At 56.3% G+C, this 22,669-nt stretch carries 18 protein-coding genes; 5 read left to right on the forward strand and 13 right to left on the reverse strand.

Features of this window, described 5'->3' with window-relative positions:
- Nucleotides 1-288 precede the first annotated feature (288 nt).
- The 4 genes from QP981_RS01375 to QP981_RS01390 all read left to right on the forward strand — a co-directional run bounded on the left by QP981_RS01375 (nt 289) and on the right by QP981_RS01390 (nt 4,252).
- A complete protein-coding gene (locus QP981_RS01375) occupies nt 289-1,398 on the forward strand; it encodes an efflux RND transporter periplasmic adaptor subunit (protein ID WP_258225596.1) in 1,110 nt (369 codons plus the stop codon).
- Nucleotides 1,399-1,407: 9 nt separating this feature from the next.
- On the forward strand, nt 1,408-2,145 hold the full coding sequence (locus QP981_RS01380; protein ID WP_070644176.1) for an ABC transporter ATP-binding protein: 738 nt from the start codon (nt 1,408-1,410) through the stop codon (nt 2,143-2,145).
- Complete coding sequence (locus QP981_RS01385; protein ID WP_070858334.1) at nt 2,132-3,565, forward strand: ABC transporter permease; 1,434 nt, start codon at nt 2,132-2,134, stop codon at nt 3,563-3,565. Before QP981_RS01380 ends, QP981_RS01385 begins: the two co-directional genes overlap by 14 nt.
- A 102-nt stretch (nt 3,566-3,667) precedes the next feature.
- The gene (locus tag QP981_RS01390; protein WP_172954594.1) at nt 3,668-4,252 is read left to right on the forward strand and encodes an RNA polymerase sigma factor; all 585 of its coding nucleotides are present in this window, start codon (nt 3,668-3,670) and stop codon (nt 4,250-4,252) included.
- A 58-nt stretch (nt 4,253-4,310) separates the two neighbouring features.
- Here QP981_RS01390 and QP981_RS01395 read toward each other — a convergent pair whose 3' ends face one another.
- The 5 genes from QP981_RS01395 to QP981_RS01415 all read right to left on the reverse strand — a co-directional run bounded on the left by QP981_RS01395 (nt 4,311) and on the right by QP981_RS01415 (nt 7,176).
- The gene (locus QP981_RS01395; protein WP_284857311.1) at nt 4,311-4,862 is read right to left on the reverse strand and encodes an alkaline shock response membrane anchor protein AmaP; all 552 of its coding nucleotides are present in this window, start codon (nt 4,860-4,862) and stop codon (nt 4,311-4,313) included.
- Entirely contained in the window at nt 4,859-5,314 is a 456-nt protein-coding gene (locus QP981_RS01400) for a hypothetical protein (protein WP_284857312.1), read from the reverse strand. The genes QP981_RS01395 and QP981_RS01400 overlap by 4 nt, the downstream gene beginning before the upstream one ends.
- Entirely contained in the window at nt 5,301-6,389 is a 1,089-nt protein-coding gene (locus tag QP981_RS01405) for an Asp23/Gls24 family envelope stress response protein (protein WP_284857313.1), read from the reverse strand. Before QP981_RS01405 ends, QP981_RS01400 begins: the two co-directional genes overlap by 14 nt.
- Complete coding sequence (locus tag QP981_RS01410) at nt 6,386-6,583, reverse strand: hypothetical protein (RefSeq protein ID WP_005511694.1); 198 nt, start codon at nt 6,581-6,583, stop codon at nt 6,386-6,388. Before QP981_RS01410 ends, QP981_RS01405 begins: the two co-directional genes overlap by 4 nt.
- 65 nt (nt 6,584-6,648) lie before the next feature.
- Complete coding sequence (locus QP981_RS01415) at nt 6,649-7,176, reverse strand: Asp23/Gls24 family envelope stress response protein (RefSeq protein WP_049181732.1); 528 nt, start codon at nt 7,174-7,176, stop codon at nt 6,649-6,651.
- 823 nt (nt 7,177-7,999) lie between these two features.
- Between QP981_RS01415 and QP981_RS01420 the strand changes: the two genes are divergently transcribed.
- Complete coding sequence (locus QP981_RS01420) at nt 8,000-8,632, forward strand: trypsin-like serine protease (RefSeq protein WP_049181734.1); 633 nt, start codon at nt 8,000-8,002, stop codon at nt 8,630-8,632.
- Between the two features lie 107 nt (nt 8,633-8,739).
- Here QP981_RS01420 and QP981_RS01425 read toward each other — a convergent pair whose 3' ends face one another.
- From QP981_RS01425 to QP981_RS01460, 8 genes are all read right to left on the reverse strand, one after another.
- Nucleotides 8,740-11,931 carry an LPXTG cell wall anchor domain-containing protein gene (locus QP981_RS01425; protein ID WP_049181735.1) on the reverse strand — a complete coding sequence of 1,064 codons (3,192 nt, stop codon included), beginning with the start codon at nt 11,929-11,931 and terminating at the stop codon, nt 8,740-8,742.
- A complete protein-coding gene (locus QP981_RS01430) occupies nt 11,931-12,863 on the reverse strand; it encodes an isopeptide-forming domain-containing protein (protein ID WP_049181738.1) in 933 nt (310 codons plus the stop codon). The genes QP981_RS01425 and QP981_RS01430 overlap by 1 nt, the downstream gene beginning before the upstream one ends.
- The gene (locus tag QP981_RS01435; protein ID WP_284857319.1) at nt 12,856-13,869 is read right to left on the reverse strand and encodes a class C sortase; all 1,014 of its coding nucleotides are present in this window, start codon (nt 13,867-13,869) and stop codon (nt 12,856-12,858) included. Before QP981_RS01435 ends, QP981_RS01430 begins: the two co-directional genes overlap by 8 nt.
- A 237-nt stretch (nt 13,870-14,106) precedes the next feature.
- Complete coding sequence (locus tag QP981_RS01440) at nt 14,107-15,723, reverse strand: SpaH/EbpB family LPXTG-anchored major pilin (protein WP_049181743.1); 1,617 nt, start codon at nt 15,721-15,723, stop codon at nt 14,107-14,109.
- Between the two features lie 673 nt (nt 15,724-16,396).
- Nucleotides 16,397-16,756, reverse strand: coding sequence for a hypothetical protein (locus QP981_RS01445; RefSeq protein WP_005511660.1), 360 nt, complete (start codon nt 16,754-16,756; stop codon nt 16,397-16,399).
- Nucleotides 16,757-16,921: 165 nt separating this feature from the next.
- Nucleotides 16,922-17,689 carry a class F sortase gene (locus QP981_RS01450; RefSeq protein ID WP_038627376.1) on the reverse strand — a complete coding sequence of 256 codons (768 nt, stop codon included), beginning with the start codon at nt 17,687-17,689 and terminating at the stop codon, nt 16,922-16,924.
- A 9-nt stretch (nt 17,690-17,698) separates the two neighbouring features.
- Nucleotides 17,699-20,701: a VaFE repeat-containing surface-anchored protein gene (locus QP981_RS01455; RefSeq protein ID WP_284857314.1), complete on the reverse strand. Its 3,003-nt coding sequence runs from the start codon at nt 20,699-20,701 to the stop codon at nt 17,699-17,701.
- 940 nt (nt 20,702-21,641) lie between these two features.
- Nucleotides 21,642-22,289: a hypothetical protein gene (locus QP981_RS01460; RefSeq protein WP_070603613.1), complete on the reverse strand. Its 648-nt coding sequence runs from the start codon at nt 22,287-22,289 to the stop codon at nt 21,642-21,644.
- Nucleotides 22,290-22,669: the final 380 nt, after the last annotated feature.

A 22,669-nucleotide genomic window follows, 5' to 3' on the forward strand; every position in this document is an offset into this window, starting at 1 on the left:
TTCATATTGCGCCTATTAGTCGCCCCCGATTGATATGTGGCCTTAATTATTAGTCTGATTAGGTTCGCTGTATCAGCCGCAAACACTCGGTCCTAAAAAGGGCAAAATTCCCTCCACAAAAAACCACCCGCAATGACCGTCGAAAAGCACTTACCGCGCTTTCATGCAATACCTATTAGCACTGAATAAAAGGTATAGCCAGCACTACCACTGCCCGCGGAGGTTAAGGGTAGGATTTCACGCGTACCACGCTGTCAATTTGGATTCTGATCGGATACTTCTGCAGACATGAAAAAACAAGGGAGGGGCGCGAAAGCGCTCACAGTCTTCAAGTACACGCTGGCGTTGCTGGCGACCGTTGCGCTTCTCAAGATCGCATTCTTCCCCGCTAACGACGAGGACTATGCGCAAGCAACCGGTGATTTCTCCCAGCCCACCACGGAGCTATCCCCTCAGCGGATCAATAACACGCAGAAGCTGTCTGCCACCATCGTCCCGGACGAGCCCACCGTGATCCGCGCCAACGCTTCCGGCGAAATCACTGACGCCTATGTCAACAGCGGCGGCAACGCCGTAGAGGGGCAAAACCTGCTTCAGGTGAAGAAGACCTCGGTATCTGAGACTGCCAGCACCTCCGGCGGCGCGGATTCCGATGAAGAAGGCGCCGCAGCCGCCGCTCCCGAAACCACCGTGACCTGGGGAAACATCACCGCTAAGGCCTCTGGCACTGTGCAGTGGGATATCGTCATCGGCCAGACGGTTGAGATCGGCCAGGAGATTGGCACGATTTCTCCGAACAGCTTCCACGCCGTCGCTCCTATTAAGCCGAGCCAGCTGTACACGCTGGGAGACTCGATTAACAATGGCCGCCTCGCCATCACTGACGGCCCGGCACCATTTTTGTGTGATTCGGTGAAGACTGTCACGGGAAGTAGCGCGGGCTCGCAGAACACTGGCGCCGGGGATGGCGCTGGCATGGGTGCCGCTGCTGCTGGGAATTCCTCGGGCGGCCCACAGCTGCGCTGCGATATTCCCGCAGATCAGACCGTCTACGAAGGTGTTCCTGCCACGCTGATTCTTGGCAGCGGCACCACCTCGGAGGTCCCAGCACTGCCGGTGACCGCCGTGGAGGGACGCTTCCGCGAAGGTGTCGTCTACGCTCCAGCTAAGGATGGCGGCAAGCCCACCAAAATCAAGGTTGAGCTGGGCGCCAACGATGGCACTTTCATTGAGATCAAGCGCGGCCTGAAGGAAGGCCAGCAGGTTTTGGAGTACGTGCCGTCCTACAAGGATGAGTCCGCCGGCGACGGCACCGGCACCGGCACTGGCACCGGCGCTGGTGATGGCAGTGACACCGGCTTCGATGAGTCCGGCGATGACGCTGGCTCTGAAAAGTAGGCCCGCGCCATGCTTAGTTTGACCGCAGTCACTCGAACAGTGACGCTCCCCAACGGCGAGGAGCTGCCTATTTTGAAAGGCATCGACCTCGACGTGCCCCGCGGTGAGCACCTCAGCATTGTCGGCCAGTCCGGTTCGGGTAAGTCAACGCTGCTGAACATCATTGGCATGCTCGATTTGCCAGATTTCGGCACGTACACGTTCGACGGCACTGATATTTCCACCTTGTCGGACAGGAAACGCGCTGCTCTCCGGGGCGATAATTTGGGATTCATCTTCCAGCAGTTCAACCTCTTCCCCTCCCGCACCACGCTGGAAAACGTCGAGGTTCCGCTGATGTACGACCGGGGTGAGAAGTTCTGGAATCGCACCGAGCTCGCCGCCGCGATGCTGGAGCGCGTCGGCCTGGGCGATCGCCTAGAGGCCACGCCTTCCCAGCTTTCCGGTGGTGAACAGCAGCGTGTGGCTATTGCCCGCGCGCTCGTGCGCCAACCGCAGCTCATTCTTGCCGATGAGCCCACCGGTGCGCTCGATGTCGACACCGGGAAAATCGTTATGGATCTGCTCGAAGAAGTCGCGGCGGAAAACAACGCCGCGTTGATTCTGATTACGCACGATTTAGAGGTCGCCGAGCGCGGCGATCGGGTGCTTGAGCTTCGCGACGGTCAGTTGCACGCCGACTCCGTCCTGCTATCTGCTGCCAACGTCATGCACGGCTCCGAGGAGGTTGCTGATGACGACGAATAATGAAACCGAATCGAAGTCACGGCCTTCCTTCCTCTATGCAGCAACGCCTTATCTCGGCGCTCTGCTGGAAGCGTGGCATGAGCTGCGCATTAACCGTGGCCGCATCATGCTGTCGCTGGTCAGTGTGGCCGCCGCAGTGTGGGCGATGACTACGGTTATCGCACTTGGCAATATTCTCACCAGCTCTCAGGATGCGGTCACCGCACAGAGCACGGGTGTCGCCGGAACGGTCACGTTGACGGCCGGAGCGGGTAATTCCGATTCCGAGGAAGGCGGTAACTTCGGCGACGGTGGCTTCAGCGGTGACGGCAGCGCCGGCACAATGGCCGATAGCTTTGGAAGCTTCGGCGGCGAGGGCACCGGCGGAAACGGCCCGGACGATTTGAGCGTCATCAACCCAGACGGGTCTATCAACGACGCCTTTTCCGCTGCCACCCACCGCCTGGTGGAGACCACTCACGCCAACTTGTGGTCGCGAGTTCGAATGCAGCCAGCGACTCCCGAGCAAAATATGGATGACTGCGCTCCAGATGATTACGAGTGTTTTTCGCCAGGTACTCCCGAGCTGATCGCCGCTGACCCGGGCTGGTTCGATATCTACGCCCGCACCATCGTGCAGGGACGCCGTTTGGAAGATGCCGATGGCCAGCGCTTAATGAACCCCGTAGTGGTCAACGACCAGTTCTACGAAAGTCTGGGCAACCCAGCACTAGCCGACCACCCAACCTTCAGGTTGAAGGAAACCGGCAACACTACCTTCACCGTGGTGGGAGTGTATAAGTCCCTGGGTTCGTGGGACGCCCCGAGCATTGTCACGCACTATGACTCCTTCCTCAACGCCGGCTACGAGGGACAGGTGGGTGAGCCGCAACTTCTCGTCGCAACGCCTGAAGAGTCCGCGAAGGAGAACCAGAAGGCGCTGCACAACATTTTCCAGGCGGAGCTCGGCCCCAGCTGGAAGGTGAATACCTCCCTGTCGGAGAAGGACACGCAGATTTCCCAGGAGATGAATAACACCATCACCACTGCGCTGGGCATTATCGGTGGCATTGTGATTGCGCTTGGTGCGTTGGGGCTGCTCACGGTCTCGATTGTCACCATTGGCCACCGCGTTCGTGAGATTGGTATTCGTCGCGCAATGGGCGCGTCGGCAGGCAGGATCTTTATCTCTGTGTTCCTGGAGTCGATTGTCGCCACGACGGTGGCGGGTGTGGTTGGCGTGATTGCCTCGATCATCACGGTCAAGCAGTTGCCGCTGGATAAGATGCTGTCGTTGCCGCTGGAGACCGGTGCCGTGGCCTACCCCGTCACGGCTGCTGTGATCGGCGTGCTGGTCGCGACATTCGTGGGCGCACTGGCGGGCATCATCCCGGCCACGATTGCCGTCCGCGTCAAGCCCATCGACGCCATCCGCTTCTAGCTTTTCAGCCCTTAGTTCGCCTGGCTGCGTCGCCGCCTGCTTTTTGCAGGTGAGGCCGCGTGCAGCCAGGCGAATTATCTTTAGGTTTTAAGTTGCTAAGCTATGTCCATGACTCCCGCACGCCTCGTCTCTAATGACGAATACATCACGCAGCTGGCGCTGAAAGCCGGCCGCGGTGATCAGGCTGCGCTAACGGAGTTCGTGCGGCTGACCCAGAAGGACGTGTGGCGTCTGGTCGCACATCTGGGCGGCGTTGATGCTGCGGATGATTTAACGCAGGAGACGTACCTGCGCGTGATGGGGGCACTTCCCCGCTTTGCGGCGCGTTCTTCTGCCCGCACGTGGTTGTTGTCGCTGGCCCGGCGTGTGTGGGTGGATTCGGTCCGCCACGATTCGGCGCGCCCAAAGAAGTCTGCGATGGAAGTGGAAAACGCTGCCGAGCAGTTCACAACCGGCGAGTCGTGGTCTGAACTCGCTGATGCCCGCGTGCTGCTGGAGCAGCTGCCGGAGGAACGCCGCGAGGCACTCATTCTGACGCAGGTGCTGGGGTACTCCTACGCGGAGGCCGCGGAAATCGCAGGGTGCCGTGTGGGCACCATTCGCTCCCGCGTCGCCCGTGCGCGCCGCGATCTGGTTGCCGCGCTTGACGACGGCGACAGCGCCAACGGCGACTCTGCAGCTGTTTAGGCCCGCTCCGGCCAGGGGACGTAGCTAGCCGTTGTAGGTTGTGGCCTCTCGAAGCTGACTAACGGTCCAGTTCGATTTTGTAGGTCGAGGCGATATCCGCATGACCTAGGGCATCACGCATATCACGCTCCGCGTTTTTCAGGGCAGCTACAACAGCGGGGAGGCTCGCCTGCGGCGACATCGCCACAGTCACTTCTAAGGTCGGGATTCCATTATCACGGTAGACCCGTGAATCCGCCTGGTTGATGTGGGCGTTGCGCTCTAGATCGGTGCACACCGCATCGGCAACATCGGCGACCGGCAGCGAAATCTCTCCCAGTTTTTCCTGTGATTCCGCTGCGGCGACGGTGCTGAACCGGTGCGAGCGCAGATTAGCGACCACCAAAATGCAGCCGACGACCGCTAAAATCGCTGTGACCAAACCGAGGACGGGAGCATACCAGCTTTGCTCAGGTAGTTCTCCCCAGGATTCCATCCGCCCGGTGTCATGAAGCCACTGTGCAGGAGCGACATCGAGGTAGCTAGCAATCGCCCATGTTGCTACCAGTAGTAACAGCGCTGAGAAGAGGAACAACACAATTCGGTCGAATACGCTTACTGATGTTTTCACTTGTCATCACCTTCGTATCCGCCGCGAACTCCGGAAGCAAGTGCCGTGCCATTGTGGAGTTCTTGGTAGTCAGACTTGTGCATCCACACTGGCAGGTTGCCATCGTCATCGACGCGTACATACCGACGCGGGGCAGGAAGAAACACTGCGATGAGCTGTCCCAGCCCATAGATTGCAGCTAGGATTCCGACGAGAAGCAGCACCCACGACGCGGCTGAGTCCAGTGGGTTGCTGAACCAGTCGAATACCGGCTGTAACCATGAGGTGCCACCCGAGCCATTGGCACTGATAATTGCTTCTCTACCTGCAACTACGGCCACTGCGATTATCAACAGACCAGCGAAAACTCCTAGCCCGCGGACCTTTGGCGATTGACGCGGGTCACGTCCCTGGCGAGTTTCGACCGACTCGTCCGAGACCATCGCGGCCGAAGCCGTCTCAGTCGGCGTCATAGGGTGTCACCTCAATCTTTTTCAGTGGACGTGGCTCTGGAATGCTTACCGCCACGGTGCGTGGTTGCGGCACGGATACCGGGCGCAGCTGCTCCTTTCGCGGTGCGCGAACTTGTTTCAGCCGAGTTGGACGCGGCACGTTAACCGGACGCAGTAGCGCTGGTCTTGGCGCCTTGACATTAATTGTGCGTGGCGACGGCACGCGTACTGGACGCAGATTTGGCTGCCGGGGCACGCTCACCTGTACCAAGGACGACGGCTTTGGCGCTGTGACCTTTCGCAGCTGTATGGGCCGTGGAATTGGTGTGCGACGCACCTGTTTCGGCTTCGGTGCCGAGGTGCGAACCACTGGCAGCGGCGGCGGCGTAACAATGCGACGGGCCGGTTGCGGCTTTGGTGCCTTAATAGCCACAGCTGGTTGTGGCTTCGGCGGCGTGATGAAGCGCACCGATTGTGGAGCAGGTGCTGGGACACTGCGTACCCGTTGCGGACGCGGCGGAGTAATGCTGCGTACCGGCTGCGGTGTCACCGGCTGAATGCTACGCACTGACTGCGGCTGCGGTACTGAAATACTGCGTACCGGCTGCGGCGTCGGTACAGCGATGGACTGCACTTCTGGGACCCACCGCACCTGCGGGGTAGTCACTACCTGCTGGTTCACCCGGACAGGTGTCACCTGCGGGTGATCTGAAAAGTGCGCCAAGTCCTCTCTGGTGACACGCACGTGCCCGGGTTCGACGCTGTCGATGTCAACATCGACGGTGACATTTTCAAGTCCGGCCATGTCAGCGAGCCAGGTGGCAACGCTGGACCGAATGCGCACTGCAATTTCCGCTGTCGGCGCCGGCCATGATGCAACGGCGCGAACTGCGACTCGAACCGCACTAACGACGTTTGTAGTGGCAGAACTAGGGGCAATCTCACGGTCGATTGAGACAATTGGATAGTCGCGCCCTAGCACACGGGATTGGTCGAGGGTGCCGGGAACCGCGCGCACGGCCATCTCTACGATGCGGCGGATTGCCTTTTCGCTTACGACGGTGGTGCCACGCGTTGCTGGAACGTGGATAGTCACCGTCGGCGGCCTCCTCGGTTGAACTTACGGTTGAGCTCGGGCGCGTCGATTTTGCCATCGAGTACCGCACCGGCTGCACCGGCCAGACCTCCGAAGGCAATAACCGCAAGAAAGCCCGTGAAACCACCAATCATTGCGGCGAAGCACAGGACAACGGCAATCGTCGCGAAGGTCTTTGTGTAATTATCGAACATGAAATTCCCCTTTTTACGGGCTTACCTGCCCATCCTGCCCGGCTTCGACGCGCAATAGTTGTTAACTACTGAACGCGTGGCTGCTCCTTGGGCTCGTTAGCAGCCGCGATGGCCTTGCGCTGCTCTTCGCGCTGCTTAGCGGCCTCTTCTTCGCGCTCCTGCGGGGTCTGGTAGTCGGTGTGAACATCGGAAACATCAACATTGACTTCAGTGACCTCGAGGCCAGTCATACGCTCAACGGAGCTAATGACGTTCTGACGGATAGCCTCTGCCAGCTCATGGATGGCAACGCCGTACTCAGCAATGATGGTGACGTCCACTGCAGCCTGGCGCTCGCCGACCTCAACGGCAATTCCCTGGGACACGTTGGCGCTGCCGCCGGAGACAAACTCACGGACGGAACCAGCGAAGCGATCCATGCCACCACCAAGGTCATAGACACCGGAGACCTCGCGGGTAGCGATGCCTGCAATCTTGGAGACGACACTGTCGTCGATAGAAGTGTGGCCGTGGCCGGTTCCCTTATTCGCAGAATCCGAGCCAGCCTGAGTTGCCGGAGTGTTCTTAGCAGAGTTCTTTGCATTGTCAGCCATGATGTGCCGTTCCTATTCTCAGTGATGTAGACGAAATGTCTGGACAACGCCAATGCTATAACTGCCGCAGGCAACCTGCAGTACGGCTAGGTGTACATAGCTGCGTGAGACCCCCTCTAGTAGGGCTTTCGTTATAAAAAATTCTTAGATAACCGGATCGCAGATTTGATTTGTTTTTGTCCACAGCCTTCCGGGTATTTTTGTATTTTTGGATTACTCCTGCGTGACGGCAGTTTTTACCTGCCATTCACGGTTCTGATGTTACGAGCGGCCCCCACTTGCCTGCAGAATGCTAACAAATTCAACAACTTTGTATAACAAGGTGCAATTTGCGGCACTATTCCATATTTCGACGTTGGATTAGTACCGGCCCTGGTTGGAACTCGTGCGCGCCACGATTTGGTTGCCGCGCTTGACGACGGCGACAGTGCCAGCGGCGACTCTGCTGCTGGTTAGTGCAGCTGTTTAGCCATGCTCCCCCGATAGGCGTTGCCCTTTTTGCCACCCCATTTTTGGAGCGCTATCGCACATGATTGCTCAGTTGAGCGTAGGTTCTGCCTTAACTGATAGTTTTATACATTTCCTTATATTCGCGATACGAAACGGGTATATAAACTGCCCGGCACGCTTAAGTTCCATCTTTTTCGACGAGATTAGCTTCGTTTTTGCGCATCTTTAGGATGATTGGACGCTTACCATGCGCGTTCGTATTCGCCCTCTAGGAAAATCAACCAGAGGAAATGCTTTTCAATGTGCGACCTGGAAGCGCCAGAACCAGTTTTTGGGCCGCCACCGACCAACTCACTGAGGAGCAGATTTCCCCATGAATAGACCTTCATGGATTTTCACTGTCACTGCCATCATCACGGCTACAACCGGACTACCGGCCTACGCTGCCACTATCAACCAAGGTGATCCAGTTGTTATCGTTCACGCTAATGGGCCACAAGCCAGTGTCTGTACAGCTGGCTACGTCGACAAAACCAACTCTCAGATCTACACAGCAGGTCATTGTGGGCAAGAAGGAGACACGGTGACGGATGGGACCTTCCAGAAAATTGGAGTATTCCAACCGTCTCCCACCTATAACCATTCACTAGATACGGGAAACGATATCGGAGTTGTTTCGCTTGATGACCCCGCTACTGCCGGTGAGAATTCGTATTCGGGTGACTCAATAATATCCCCAACAGATGTTCAAACTGGTGAGACAGTCTGCATATACGGAAACACTACGGGGAAAGTGACCTGCGGTTTAGCCGCTGATCGAGAGGCATACCAAATCGAGGACAACGCTCTACAGGTTCAGAATGTACACGCTCAACGCGGCGATTCCGGTGGCCCTGTATGGGTTCCGGAAAAAGGTGCTGTTGGCGTTGTATCGACTAATTGGAACATCATCGATGGGAACGGGCAGCAGCTTGGCTCCTATATCACCGCTAATTCACCCTGGTAAGAGGGCTTTGTTTGCGTAGGGCTTCCTGATGGGTGGGACGCGAGTCTTGTTCTTTGTGCTGCCCAATGGGTTCTGTGCAGGCGACTGCACAGAACCCATTCTTGTTATTAGGACTGCTGGCGGCGAGTCCAGAACCAACCGCAGCTTGCGATTACCGCACCAAACAGTGTCCAGAGAAGAACTCCGTTTCCGCCGGTCTTTGGCAGCTTACCGGTCTTGGTGTCGGTCACCTGCATGATCATGAGTTCGCCGGAGCCTTCGGCCTTGATAAGCGGGCTGCTGCCACCTACCACTGAGACGGTGTACTCCTTGGTCTCCTGGTCAATTGAGATTTCAAAAGCTACTGGCTCTGGCAGCAGGCTAAGTCCTGCCGGTGCCATCGTTTCTACAAGGTAGAAAGTGCCAGTCTCAGTGATTTCAATCGACTTCTGATCAGGCGTGATGGTGTAGACCGGTCCTCCACTGTGGTCTGGCTGACCACCTGCCGAGGGGTAGATATCGAAGGTCGCACCACCAAGTCCCGGTAGAATCTTGACTCCCTCACCATCGACGTACTCTGCCTTTTCCAAGGTCAGCTTGCCCGGCTTGGTGTCCGGTGCTTCGTAGTTATCGACGACACAGGAAATGGAAGACAGGACCTTATTGGATTCCGACATCTTTACGCGGAAACCGAACTCGCCCACATTCTCCACCTTGAGAGGTGAGGTTTTCCCGTCGCGGGTTTGAGTACATACGGCGTTGAAGTCACCGGTGGAATCCAAGGTGTCACCGCGGCGGAACAAAGTGAAGCCCTGCTTCTGTGTTTCAGCCAGAACCAGCGACTGCTCACGCTCGCTTTCAATGTTCCACGATGCAGTACCCTTATCGGATTCAGATCCGGAGGTTACCTTCATCGACTGATGAACCAACGGGCCATTACCAGAACTGATGACATTGTTCTTCGCAGAAAGAGTGAACTCCCAACCTGGGGCGCCGTCTTCGAGGACCTTGCCGTTTTCATCGACAATCCGCTTCTTGACCTTCACTACACCGTTACAACGAGAAGCGAGTTGTTCACCGATCTGCTTCATCTGCGCGGCGAGCTTGGAGTATTGCTCAACTCGGATGGTGTCGCCTGTACCGGAAATATCCTCACCCATGGTCTTAACCCCACGTGGACCATAGGTCCACTTGGATTGATTTCTCGTGATGTTATTCCAACGTCCGTCCGGGGTACGCTCAAACACACTGAAACCGTCCCCCTTGAAAGCTAGCTCGAAATTTGCCGTGGTATTCGTCTTTAAGTAACTCGCAGCATCCACGTAGTTTTTTGTGAACTGCCAATAAAGCCCTGGCTCTGAATTGGATACATTCGAGTTCCACCAACGTACATTTTTCAGCACGAGATCCTGAGTAACAGTTGTGTGCCGAGCATGCGTTCCACCTACAGTCAAGTCGACCATAATCGGGACGATGCGAGTTCCGGCCGCTTTCAGCTCATTTGCTGCGTCGATTGCCTGGTTAAGGGCAGATTCTTGAACAAATTCGCCACCAAGTTTTAATCCGGGCGCTTTCGAGGAATATGTCGGCATACCGTCGGTGATGAAGTACACCACGTCATAGTTTCCTGCCGCGACCTGCTTGAGGCCTGCCTCCCAGTTGGTCGAGCCGTCGCCTTGCCAATTAGCGACAATGCTCTTTGCCCGGTTTACACCTTGTTCTGATTGCAACGAGATGTAAGGAGGGTTCTGCCCATAGGTTGAGCCGTTAGCAGCACGTGGCGCTCCACCCGCGAAGTTGTAGATACCCAGTTCTGCAGGGGTTCCAGCCAACGAATCAATCAAAGCATTTGCCGCCCGCTTCGACTCGGTAAAGCCATTTGAATCAGCGTAATTCAGTGAGGTGGACAGGTCGGCCACCACAGCAATGCGCAGACCACAACGCTGCGGCATCGGCGGGTTAGCGACACGTCCATGAACCCACTGAGCTCCATCCGGCGGAGTAATAATCTCTGGTGGTTTTGGTGTGCTCTTTTTCTCTCCGTACACGTCGAGCGTCACCTTCAGGTTCTTGTTCTGTGAAAGATTATTGGTGAAGGTAAACACTGCATCTTTAGGCACGAGAGCAGAGTCAACCGGTTTGCCGTCCTTTACCGGAACAACGTCCATAGTGATGAACCCATTGCCAATGTTGACGTTGCGCTTCTGCAAAGTCACACCTGGTTCAATTTGATCCAGAGTGAGGTTGTACTTCTGCGGATCCAAGAAAGTCGCGTCAGTTTCGATACGCACCGTTGCATACTTCATGTGAGACTCCTCAGTCACCTTAGCCGTAAAGGCATTGGGCTTCTTCGGATCTACTGGGTCAGCTTTAACTGCAAACTCGTGACCGATGGCATCAAAGTGACGCCCTTCGACAGCCGGTGGCTTGGGGTCTTCGGAGGAATTTGAGCAGTTTTTAACTTCACCACTTAGATTGAAAGTCCACTCGGTACGCGCATTCGGGGCAAGCTTAAAACCTTGCTGCGCCACAGCAGTGACTTTGACAGTTCCTGGCTTGTTCTGCTCATAGACATGAGGTCCGGCGGGTGCCTTTTTTGCGTTGAGGTAGTAATCAACTCCCTTGGTATCCGGGATATTGATATAAGCCTTCTCCACGCACTCCGGTGCAGTAGCAGGGTCGACAAGAGTCGGTTCTGCTGGAGTTATCGTTCCCGGCCCCGGTTCCGGCTCCGGGGTCTCTGGCTCGGTGGGCTCAGTCGGCTCTGTCGGCTGGGTAGGCTCCGTCGGGTCCGTTGACGGGTCTGTTGGCTCACTCGGTTCGGTGGGCTCAGTGGAGCCGTCAGGAGTACCACGAAGGGTTATGGCCACGTCGCCAGTTCCTTTCGGGGTAGTGTAGTGAAGGCTGAGCGTGACTTTGTCGCCCAACTTTACCGTTTGATTCAACCCCTTATGTACGAATTCGAGTGGCGCCTGTCGAGCACTATCGTTACGAGTGATCTGCGGGTCGATTGCCCTGCCATTGATTTTCAAACTATAGCCCTGAATCCATCCTTTCCCACCAACGTTGAATTGCAGGCTGTCAATAGTCGCATCCCTATCGATTGTGAACTCGTATTCAGGAGTGGGGCGAGCATCAATATTCTTAAACTCATACTTCGGCGGAGACGTCGGAATGACCTCCGTCTGCGCCTGCGCCTGCGGCGCGTTGGGCGCAAACGCCTGACCGCTGACAACGAGAGCTACCGCTAGCAAAGCAGCCAAGAACATGCGAAGCACAGTTCGCAGTGAATCCGGCAAGCGGAATGTTGTCGAAAACATTAGTTCTTCCTACTTTCTGAGTTCTTCCTGCTAGCGGCGATAATGACGAATCCTCCACCAATCAGGGCTGCGGCGAGAGCTACCAGCCCTGCCACCTGTACACCGGTAAGCGCCAGCGAGCCGGAACTTCCGCTGCTTCCGGAGCTCGACGAGGATCCAGAAGAGTCCGAAGGTGTCGAGGTCCCCGGCTCATCAGGTGGCGTGGAGGTAGTCGACGGGGTCGTCGAGGTTCCCGGTTCACCCGGTGTTGTCGGCGTCGTTGGCGGGGTCTTCGGCGGAGTCGATGTGCCCGGCGTCGTCGGTGGAGTCTTCGGCGGTGTTGCCGGCGGCGTCGTTGGCGGGGTCTTCGGCGGAGTTGTCGGAGGTGTCGACGGTGGTGGCGTCTCCCCCGGCTTATGCGACTTCGCCACAATGACTCCCTCTACCGGAGTGGAGTCATAATCCAGCCCATAGAACGGCACCGATACTAGGAAGGGATTAATCTCCCGGTAGCTGTCGTTCGGAGCCGTCGAGGTAACGAGGTAAATACCCTGCGGCAAATCGCTGAACTTCACGGAGCCGTTTTCATCAGTGACCTGGCTAAAGTGAAGGTCTTTCGGCCACGCAGCAAGCTCAGCGGCAGTGGCCTTTTCAACCTTCTCGCGGTCCTGCGGCCTAGACGGCGAGACTCCCTTGAGACGCTCCAGATGGACGGTCACACCAGAAATAGAACCCGAAGCTGGCGAATTATCATCGTCCGGGTTTCCTGGGCTCAAGGTAATGCGCACAATGTCCGTGCCGCTCGTTGCTGAAACGCCCGGGGCATCCTGATGCCCAACAATTCTGGCCGCGTTGGCGTCATTCGCGCCAACTGCACCCATTGCTGAAACCAGAGCGCAGGCAGCTAAGAACGCAGCTATCCGGTTCCAGGTGGATGTCAAAGATTTATTCATTGTCGTTTTCCCACCACGAAGTGTTGTTATTATCCTCGGACGCTGATTCGCTGCCGTCAGCGAGTCCATCGCTGTCTGCGTCGCCATCAGCAGTCTCGACGTCCGCGTTCTCGGCGTCGTCGTCAAGCTCTTCGTCGGCGTCGAGGCGCTGGCGCCAGAGCCACCACGCAAAGCCCGTGCCAAGCACAAGTACCGCTACAAGCAGGGCATACATCCACCACTGCCATCCAGCTCCGTGCGTTTGATCGAAGATTTTGCTTTCCGACGGATCCATCGGCACTTGGTGCCCACGCACTAGCAAACGATGCGTGTTAATTCCGTAAGGAGTGCAAGTGATGAGGGTGATGTAGTCCTGGCCTTCAATGGGACGAAGATCATCGGTCTCATGCGGAAGTACAACCTTGATTTGATCAATCTCGTACTTCAGCTTGTGACCTGCGACCTGGATATAGAAGGCGTCTCCCTCTTTTGCTTTCCGCAGGTTATCGAAGAGCGTTACGTTAGTAAGTCCGGTGTGACCGGTAATGATGGAGTGGGTTCCAACACCGCCGACTGGAAGATCGGATCCGTATAGGTGTCCGAGCCCCTTGGCGAGCACCTCATCGCTGGTGCCGTGGTAAATCGGCAGGTCGGCCTGAATCTCTGGGAAGATCAGACGCGCCATCACGTCGGTAGCGTTTAGCTGATCGAGATAAGCGGCGTACTCGGGGTTGTGGTCATTAACTTCGTTAAGCCACGGGTCCAGAATCGGGCCGGTGGTTTGGCGCTCATTGTAAGAATGAGCGCGTTCCCACTGTTTATCTTTAACTTCTTGGGGTACGGACTTTTCCAACTTGGCGAACTCTTTGGCCGCCTTAGAGGTGCCGTAATTGTTCAATGCCGTGGAGACAACCGGGTACAGCATCACAAGTAAACCCACAATCACCAGAATTGCGGGGAGAACCATGCTGTTCTTCTTCGCCTGCTCAGGCTGATCAGGCTGGTCATCTGATGCGTCCCGCGTCAGCGTCGACGCAGAGTGTTTACCCACGGAGGAACTCCCAAGAAGTCAATCAAAAAGGGATGTGGCCTTTCTCTTTCTCACCGGCATGGGGTTGCCTGCTGTTGAAAAAGAGCACATCGAAAGGCCGCAACAGTAATTTCAGTGATGCGCAAACTACAGGAATGGCGTGCGCTGTTGAACGCACGCTATTCCCGCAACACTGGAGCTACAGCGCTCCAGTGACCGAGCCTTTACTCGGGTTTAGTTCTTGGAACCGCGGCGGGCGAACCATGCACCAGCTGCTACGATAGCTGCACCGATAGCAGCCAGGATGCCAACACCGGCGCCACCGGTCATCGGCAGGTTCGGGGTGGTGTCGTCGGAGTTAACAACCTCACCCTCGTTAGCGCCGACCTGGACGGAAGCCAGCTCGTAGACGCGCTCCGGGTCAGTCGAGGTAGCAACCAGCTTGAACTCGAGAGCCTCCGGCAGCAGCTCCTTGCCCTTCGGAGCCTTGGTCTCAATCAGGCAGTAGTGGGACTGCTTGTCGTTTTCAACCACAGCGTTGTCTTCGAAGTCGTTGACGTGGAGACCAGTGATCTTGACGGTACCGTCCTGGTCGGAGACGAAGGTGGTCTTAACCTCGCCACCCTGCTGACCGTTTACCGGAGTCCAGGAGTCCTTCTTCTTGGTGTCAATCTCGGAGCACTGCTTGCCAGCCTCCTGACGGACAATCTGGAACTCAGCGCCTTCCAGACCCTTGCGGTCGCCATCGACCTTCTTGAACTGCAGGCCGCCCCAGTAGGTCTTGACCTCCGGAGTCTTCTTCGGAGTGTCGTTCTCGGTACCGTCTGGGTTGTTCTGGAAGACCAAACCGGTGTTCGGTGCGATGTCGGTAGCGTTCTCGAACTGCGGCTTCAGCTTGGTGGTGATGGTAACGACGACCTTGTCACCAGCATTGAGAGTCTTTGCAACTTCTGGTTTCAGGTCGACGTCGACCTTGTTGCCCTCGAAGAACTTCCCATCAACATCCTGCGTCGGCTGGATCTCCTGGCCAGCGACCGTCACCTTCACGTCGGTGATTTCCAGCTTCGGGTCAATCTGGTCAGTGATCTGGAACTGGGTGCGCTCCGTGTTCGGCTTCAGCTGGCGAGCAGTACCTGTGACGGTGTAGACCAGGTTTTTGTCGCCTGCGTTCTGGTCCTTGTCCTTGACGGTCTTGTCCGGCTCTTCGTCCTTGTAGTTCTTCGGGAATGCGTGAACGTCGTAGTTCCAGGTGGTGCCCTGAGTCTCGGCGCCGACCTTGCCATTGCTGGTCATCGGAACGAAAGCGATGAACGGAACAGCTGGGTCGTAGCCTTCCTTCGGGGAAGTCTCAACAACCAGGTAAGCACCGAGAGGCAAATCCGTGCCAACGTTCCACTTGCCGTCTGCGTCAGTCTTGCCGTCTGCGACCTTCTGCAGGACCCCCGCAGGAAGGTCGCCCTTAAGAGCTGCGCCCTGAGAGAAGTCAGATGCCTTCAGCTTCGAAGCAGCCAGCAGACCCTCGTTGGTGGTGACATCAATGTCGGTAGCGCCGTCTGCAGTCTTGTTGATCTTGTAAACAGTGAAGCCGACACCTTCAAGCTTCTGGCCACCGTTGGCCTCAACATCCTTGACGTCAGCTTCGGTACCAGAGGGATGTCCTTCGCCGGTCGGGTTACCGAACTTGTGAATGGTGAGCGAGCCCTTGGCGCCCTTATTCACCAGTGGGGAGTCGCCGGCAGCCTGGTTGACGGCAGTGTCCTGAGCGATTGCAGCCGGGGCGGAGACGCCCATCGACAGACCCACGATGGCAGCGAAGGTTACCGAACGAGCGGTACGAGAGAACTTATTCACGAAAACAGGTCCTTTACAGAAGTCCAAAATGAAGCGACACGCTTCAATACGTCTCGCGATTCACTTCAGACGGCGACATTGATATTCCCCGACCGCACAAAACTGAGAGTTCCCTTAAAGGAAAGACCAGTCCGCCTAACCTTCTAAGCTTAAGCATCATGAACTTTTATGTTTATATTTATAAACATTCCAGCTCAGGCCCATTGCTCGTTCGGTTAACAACGCTCAGTGAACCGCTTATAAATAACTTAACCTGTTCAGCGCTTAGCCAACACTCGACGCAAACACGCCGCCAAGCCGGAACGCACGGAAAACTTATACAAAAGTAAGAATTATCGAAGATTGGTATCGCTTTTATAGAGGTCACAACGACTTTTTCCAATCAGACCAAAACATTCTCGAATCCCCGCAGAATCCACCCACCCCCCACAACCGGGGGCAGCCAAATGACCCATGCCGATTACCTCCATGGGAAACCGTCATCCCCCCAGTACATCCCAGGAAAATGGGGACTTATCAACCTTCTCGAATTTGTTGCCACGACAACGTCGTCAAGCGAAAGCAAAAGCCGTTTGCAGCAAACCGCCCCGCGACGCACCGCCCTGTGCTAGGACCTGTAAAAACACAAAGACAGTAAGCGACACGGGGCGCCCTACCGCGTCAGTTAAGACGTTTAGAGAACCGCCCAGTAATGAACATCGTTGTAGCCGTTGAGCTTGAGGACGTCACCAATCTGATCGACCTTCTTCTTGCCCTCGGGAGTCATACCATCCGGCATGATCTGCACGTCAGCGCTGTGGTCACCGGTGAAAGTGATGTTGACGTAGTCCTTGCCATCGCGATGCTCAAGCTCGAAGACGTAGCGGTTGACGGCCAGCTTGCCCGAGTGGAGGAATCCGCCCTTGCCCGGGGCGACAACTGCGGTGTCAGCAGAGTTTGCAGGTGCAGCTACCGCCTGTGCGGCAGTAGCAACCGGAGCGGCAAGCACAAGTGCGCCCACACCCCAGACACCGATTTTCTTCAACATGCTCATAGGTACCTTCCTTATCTTCAGTGTTTCTGCAGTGTTTCTGCAGATTTGTTCTGTGGTTATCTGTGTTTTCTGTGGTTAGCGGCACCGCCGTTGTTCGACGGCGCCAAACAACCACAGCCAATGGAATTGGTCAATGAATTGAGAGCCGCGCCCTAGCGCACTGGATTAGCGCACCGGGGTGGCCTCGACGATGATGTTGTCTGCGTATCCCAACGTGCCGCCGACGAACTCGCCTCCGCAGGTAATGAGAACCAAGCGGTTCTCACCAACTGCATCGTTGACGGCCTCGGGCATCCGAGCGCCCTTGACCACCTGAATCGGATCGTGGCTGACGGTGAAGTCGCGGCTTTCGCCATCCACCTTCACCGTGACAGTGTCTCCAGCCCTCAGGTCAGCGAAACGTGCAGCGTAGCCATCACCCTGGTCCACCTCATTGACGTGGCCGGTGATGACGGACGAACCAGCAGCACCTTCCTCACCGGGAATCGCGGAAGCTGAGTACCAGCCAAGGCGTGAAACATCCGTCGGCGGAATCAGAGATCCCTGATCAGTCAGCTGAACGAAATCAATCGGAGCCGACTTACCATCAATGAGCATCTCCATCTCGTGCACAGCTCCCCGAGAACCCTGTGCTGGAGTGGGCAGATTCTCCTGCGCACCTTCGAGCGCCGAATCATTGCGGTTCAGTTGGCCAATAACCAGCAGAGCGATAACGCCGATTAATGCGATAGCGGCGATATACATCCTTGGCTGCTTCCACCACGGCACGTCCTGCAGGTCTTCGACATGGCCGTCGGCCTGGTCTTCGTCCTGGTCAAACGCATCAACGTGGTCGAGTGCGCCGGTATCGGTTTCCGGTTCGATGCCCGGTTCGTAACCTGGTGCGTTTCCAGGTTCCTGTCCGGCCTCGTCCGAGCCAAACTGATCAGTCATGGAATCTCCTTAGTTCGTAGCTACCGTCGGCAGAGCGTGAGTAGCCAAACCGGTCGGGCCAGACGGAACCGAACTAATTGCACGTCGTTCCGAGTTCGGAGCCAACGGCTTTCCATGGTTCTTCTGCTTGTCCTGGCCAGTGCCACCAATGACAGTGACGTTGGTGTTGTACTGCTCCGAATGCTGATTAATCACAGTGTTCGGGGTGGCAGCATCGCTGGTGGGTGCGGAGGAATCGTCGTTAGGCGTATTCTGCTCGCCCTCACCCTTGGACTGCTCAGCGGGCGTGTTCTCTGGGGTCTTGCCATTCGTGACAGTCTGCTCCGCAGAGTTGATGTCCTTGTGAACAGCAACTTCCTTGCCATTGGCATCGGTCAGCGTCTCGAAGACAACCTGAGAAGCGCAGTCGGCATCAGTGATGATGATCGGAACATCAACCGTGCCTGCGGATGCCGTCGGCACAAAGTGCAGGCGGCTCCTAGCGCCAGTGGACTTGCCCGTCTCCTTGCACATCAGCTCACCGGTCAGGGTGTACTTCGTGCCCGGCTTCAGGCCAGTGAAGTGCACGGTGTCGATGACGACAGCGCCCTTCTCAACCTGAGCCTTGCCGGCAATACCGGCAGTAGTCGTGATGGCTGGGTTGTCCTCAGACTGCGCTGGGGTGCTCGGGTGGTTCGGCTTGCTCGGCTTTTCCGGCTGAGCGGGCTTAGTCGGCTTGCTCGGCTTTTCCGGCTGAGCGGGCTTAGTCGGCTTGCTCGGCTTCTCTGGCTGAGCGGGCTTGCTCGGCTTGCTCGGCTTCTCTGGCTGGGCAGGCTTGGTCGGCTTGCTCGGCTTCTCTGGCTGGGCAGGCTTGGTCGGCTTGGACGGCTTTTCCGGCTGAGCGGACTCGGACGTAGACGGAGTTGTCGTCTCAGACGGCTTTTCCGGCTGTGTCGTCTCCGGCTGCTCGGACGGCTCATCGTCGCTCGGCGTTGCCGGAACCGTGGACGTGGTCGGCTCAGTCGAGCTGGTCTCCGGTGCGGTCGTCTCCTCGGACGGAGTTTCGCTTTCCTCAGTCGGAGTGTCTTCCGGCTTCTCCGGAACCTCGCCGGTCACGGTCTGGCTAGCGTCGTTGATATCTGCGTGGTCAGCGATCTCATTGACCTGACCAGCGCTTTCCTTACCAGTCGAGTCAACCTCATCAGAGGTCAGGTGCTCGAACACTACAGCCTCAGCAACAGGAGTCTTAACAGAGTCAGACACCTCAAGAGTGACAGTCACAGTACCGCTTGCCGACGTCGGCTTGAACGTCGCCTCGCCATGACCAATCACAGAGCCATCAGCCTTATTAACAAGTTCACCGGAGAGGGTGTAGTTCTTACCAGGCACCAGGCCCTCGAAATGTACGGTGTCGACAACCTTGGCATTAGCCTCAATGCGGTTGCCCTGAAGCTCAGCTACCGTGCGTAGCTCCGGCTCCAGCGGCGTATCAGCGGGCTCGCTCGGCTTGGACGGTTCGGTAGTCTCAGTCGGCTCGCTCGGCTCCGTGGTCTGCGACTCAGTGCTGTCAGTCGGCTCGGTCGGTTCCGTCGGAGCGGCCGGCTTCGTGGACTCGGAGGTGTTAGGAGTAGTCGTCGAAGAGCTCGGCTGCTCTTCGCTTTCCGACGTCGTCGGAGTCTCAGACTCACTGGTCTCAGAAGTAGCGGTCTCGCTGGACGACGGCTCCGTTGTTTCTTCGGTCGTCTCCTCGGTCGTCTCTTCGCTCGTCGGGGTCTCTTCGGAGGTCGACGGCTGCTCCGGCTTTTCGCCGTGAACGGTCTGAGCTGCGTCGTTGATGTCCTCGTGGGTAGCGATTTCTACCCGCTGACCATCGGTGTTGTCCTGGCCATCGGCGGTGACCTCTGTCGAGGTCAGCTTTTCAAATGCAACAGCAGCGGATACCGGCTCATCTACATCATCGGAGACGGTAATCATGACGGCCTGCTCACCCGAAGAGGTCTCCGGAGTGAATTCGACGCTGCCGGTACCCAGGATGCGATCAGCATTGATCTTGTCCACCAGGGTGGCGTCCAGGCGGTAGTTCTTACCCGGAACAAGGTCGGTGAACTTCACGATGTCCTTAACCACAGCGCCCGCAACAATCTTGTTGCCGTTCAGGCGAGCCTGCGTGGAGATCGACGGCTTACGCGTCTTCGGCTTTTCTGGCTCAGACGGCTTGGTCGACTCGGACGGAGTCGTGGTCTCCGCAGGCGTGGTCGGAGTAGTCGGCTTCTCCGGCTCAGTCGGCTTTTCCGGCTCGGTTGGCTTCGTCGGCTCTGCCGGAACTTCACCGGAAGACGGAGTGACATTGTCAATCACAATGATGTCTTGTTTCTTACCATTGTTGAAAATGTAGCCAGTGCGGTTCGTACCGTCGACAGTGCCCTGACCGACGTTAGCCGGACCAGTGAGGTAGTCGTAGACAGCCTTCGTCGATGGGTTGTGAATGCCCTGGGAGAAGTCAATGTCATCGGAGAAGTGCCACAGAGCGAACTGAGTTGCGTTATTGGCGTCCAGCACATTCAGACGTCCTTTAACTCCAGCTGCCTTCCCCAGTTCATCCAAACCAACAGCTGGAGAACCGTGGTGCGCAATCCAGTTGAGCTTCCGGTATCGGTCAAAGTCGTTCCGCAGCTTGTTATTGGTATCTGTACTGCGCGAGAACTGACTGAAGTTCTGCACACGACCGGTGTCATAAAGATCACCGGCGACGCTGGCCTCAATGCAGTAACCCATTTTGTGGCTACCAAATGGAGTTGCAGCCTCGTCAAATGCCGCAATGAGTGGCCCAAAATCACGGACATTTCCATTGGCTTCAACACCCTTAACGGTTCCAGGAACACTCAAAATCTTCTGGATTGTCAGGGTTTCGCCAGTGTCTTCTGCATCCTGCGCATGCGCAATTATTGGAGATTTAGCGAAGAAAAGAGCGAGCACAGCCATGAAGCTAAAAAGCGCCAACCAGCGCTTCTCGTTTGTAAAACGACCGAACATGAGCCCTCCCCCTTCCTTCGATTTCAGTGCGTTATACACCTTTCGCTACCTTTCCAGCCTTCAATGAACAATCAATGACCACGCATAAGCGTCTCCAGCCCCCATCACAGGTAGCCCAGTTGACATCGCCTTCTAATTCTCATTTATAGCGTTGGCCGTCCCCGAATATAACAAATACATTTTATGTTTGTTAGGCCATTTAATTGGCACCCCTATTTCCTTTTATTTCAATGCCAATAATTGTTGTTTGCATATTTTTTCTGGGGTAGCCATATGGATACCAGACAAATACCAACATTCCACCTTCCTCTACGACGCCTAGCCATTCAGCCCAGATAAACCCCCATTACCTGCAGATATGAAGATTTTTCAATAAATCTCCACCCATTAATTCGGGTTGAAATGTCTCCCATGTCACGATTCTTATAATTGTGAGATAAGGCACAGCCGACACCCCACCCCCACCTAATGAAAATGCACCCCAATAATTTTCCGAACGCAATAATGACACCTCTGAGCCATTTGCAAAAACACCTCCTAGACGCATTTAATAAGCCACATAATTGTGCGTTAATTACGGCTGCATAAATAATCGCCTCTCTGCCCCAGCCCTCTCCATCCGCAGTTAATAGACAAAAGTGGATCCGATTCAAGACATTCCAGCAGATCACGTTATGTAAATCACGCCTGAATAGAGGGCTGCAAATGTGAAACTGTGCGAGTTTATGACAGTTTCAAGCCATTTTTCGGGCCATTTTTGTCATAAACGTAGTCAGTAACTCGGATCGACCCAACGTCGCCAGCTATAAACGCAAAAAAGCGCCTCCCCACTCCACAAGGAGTGAGAAGGCGCTCGTGCGCTGTTACGCATTAACTGCCGCGAGAGCTAATAGCTGCGCAGTGTCATTGTAGTGCAGTGCCTAAGTCAGCTTAAACGGCCTTAGATAGCCTTTGCACCGGTGAGGTCCAGGTCGACTGGCAGGTTGTCACCCGCACCGTCCTCGGCCAGCAGGCCACCCTGGTTGTTGCCGCCGGTCTGGGCACCCTGCTCCTGGCCGCCAGTCTGGAGGCCACCCTGGTTCTTACCACCGGTCTGCATGCCCTGCTCTTGGCCGCCGGTCTGGAGACCATTCTGGTTCTTACCGCCGGTCTGGAGACCCTGCTCCTGGCCACCGTTCTGCAGGCCCTGGTCGCCACCGACGTTCTGCAGACTCTGATCCTGGCCACCGGTCTGGAAACCGGACTGACGCTCACCGATCTGGCCCTTGTCGTTAACCTGGTCGCCGCCGACCTTGTCGCCCTTGTCCAGCTTGTCGCCGCCAATCTGGTCGCCACCGTTCAGCTGGTCGCCGCCAGCGTTCTGGAGACCCTGGTTGCCACCGACGTTCTGCAGAGCGTTGTCCTGATCGCCACCGACATTCTGCAGACCCAGGTTGCCGCCCTCAGTCAGAGAGTGGAAGTTCGGGAACAGAGAGTCGACCTGAACCAGTGGGCCCTCCGGGAAGTTCACGTTGAACTCAGGTACCGGCAGCGGAGCCGGTGCTGGCAAGGAGGAAATCAGTTCGCAGATATTGCACAGGTTATCCATGATGATCCTTTAGAAAATGAAGTGTAGATAGATGGTGTGGCGCGATGCCCAGAGCTGAAGGTAAAGGGCTTCTCGCCTTCTCCTTTGCGGCCACTGCCGTGCTCACACGAAAACCGTACCGGTGATGAAAAACGGTCACAATATAGAAAATCGACGCACTTCAGCCAAGTAATTGGAAATAGAAAAACGGCAAAATCTAACCTGCACTTATGCCCAAACGTCGCATGTCACGGGTCACATTGCTAGCCTTTTGGTCACCCCAAACCAGGCTCGCCTTTTCCAGCAGAAAAGCCCCGGCACCTAATGAACTGCTCCCCATTAGTTGGACTGAGAAATCAGTTACCGACTAGTGGGGAGTAGTTGTCATTGAGAGCACGAAG

Origin of the sequence: Corynebacterium sp. MSK047, from assembly GCF_030232285.1 — a bacterium.
Taxonomy (GTDB): domain Bacteria; phylum Actinomycetota; class Actinomycetes; order Mycobacteriales; family Mycobacteriaceae; genus Corynebacterium; species Corynebacterium jeikeium_D.

Excerpts from the sequence above, each read along its gene's own strand:
- QP981_RS01375 (WP_258225596.1), top strand. The coding sequence starts at position 289 with ATGAAAAAACAAGGGAGGGGCGCGAAAGCGCTCACAGTCTTCAAGTAC.
- QP981_RS01380 (WP_070644176.1), top strand. The coding sequence starts at position 1,408 with ATGCTTAGTTTGACCGCAGTCACTCGAACAGTGACGCTCCCCAACGGC.
- QP981_RS01385 (WP_070858334.1), top strand. The coding sequence starts at position 2,132 with ATGACGACGAATAATGAAACCGAATCGAAGTCACGGCCTTCCTTCCTC.
- QP981_RS01390 (WP_172954594.1), top strand. The coding sequence starts at position 3,668 with ATGTCCATGACTCCCGCACGCCTCGTCTCTAATGACGAATACATCACG.
- QP981_RS01400 (WP_284857312.1), bottom strand. The coding sequence starts at position 5,314 with ATGACGCCGACTGAGACGGCTTCGGCCGCGATGGTCTCGGACGAGTCG.
- QP981_RS01410 (WP_005511694.1), bottom strand. The coding sequence starts at position 6,583 with ATGTTCGATAATTACACAAAGACCTTCGCGACGATTGCCGTTGTCCTG.
- QP981_RS01415 (WP_049181732.1), bottom strand. The coding sequence starts at position 7,176 with ATGGCTGACAATGCAAAGAACTCTGCTAAGAACACTCCGGCAACTCAG.
- QP981_RS01420 (WP_049181734.1), top strand. The coding sequence starts at position 8,000 with ATGAATAGACCTTCATGGATTTTCACTGTCACTGCCATCATCACGGCT.
- QP981_RS01425 (WP_049181735.1), bottom strand. The coding sequence starts at position 11,931 with ATGTTTTCGACAACATTCCGCTTGCCGGATTCACTGCGAACTGTGCTT.
- QP981_RS01430 (WP_049181738.1), bottom strand. The coding sequence starts at position 12,863 with ATGAATAAATCTTTGACATCCACCTGGAACCGGATAGCTGCGTTCTTA.
- QP981_RS01445 (WP_005511660.1), bottom strand. The coding sequence starts at position 16,756 with ATGAGCATGTTGAAGAAAATCGGTGTCTGGGGTGTGGGCGCACTTGTG.
- QP981_RS01450 (WP_038627376.1), bottom strand. The coding sequence starts at position 17,689 with ATGACTGATCAGTTTGGCTCGGACGAGGCCGGACAGGAACCTGGAAAC.
- QP981_RS01455 (WP_284857314.1), bottom strand. The coding sequence starts at position 20,701 with ATGTTCGGTCGTTTTACAAACGAGAAGCGCTGGTTGGCGCTTTTTAGC.
- QP981_RS01460 (WP_070603613.1), bottom strand. The coding sequence starts at position 22,289 with ATGGATAACCTGTGCAATATCTGCGAACTGATTTCCTCCTTGCCAGCA.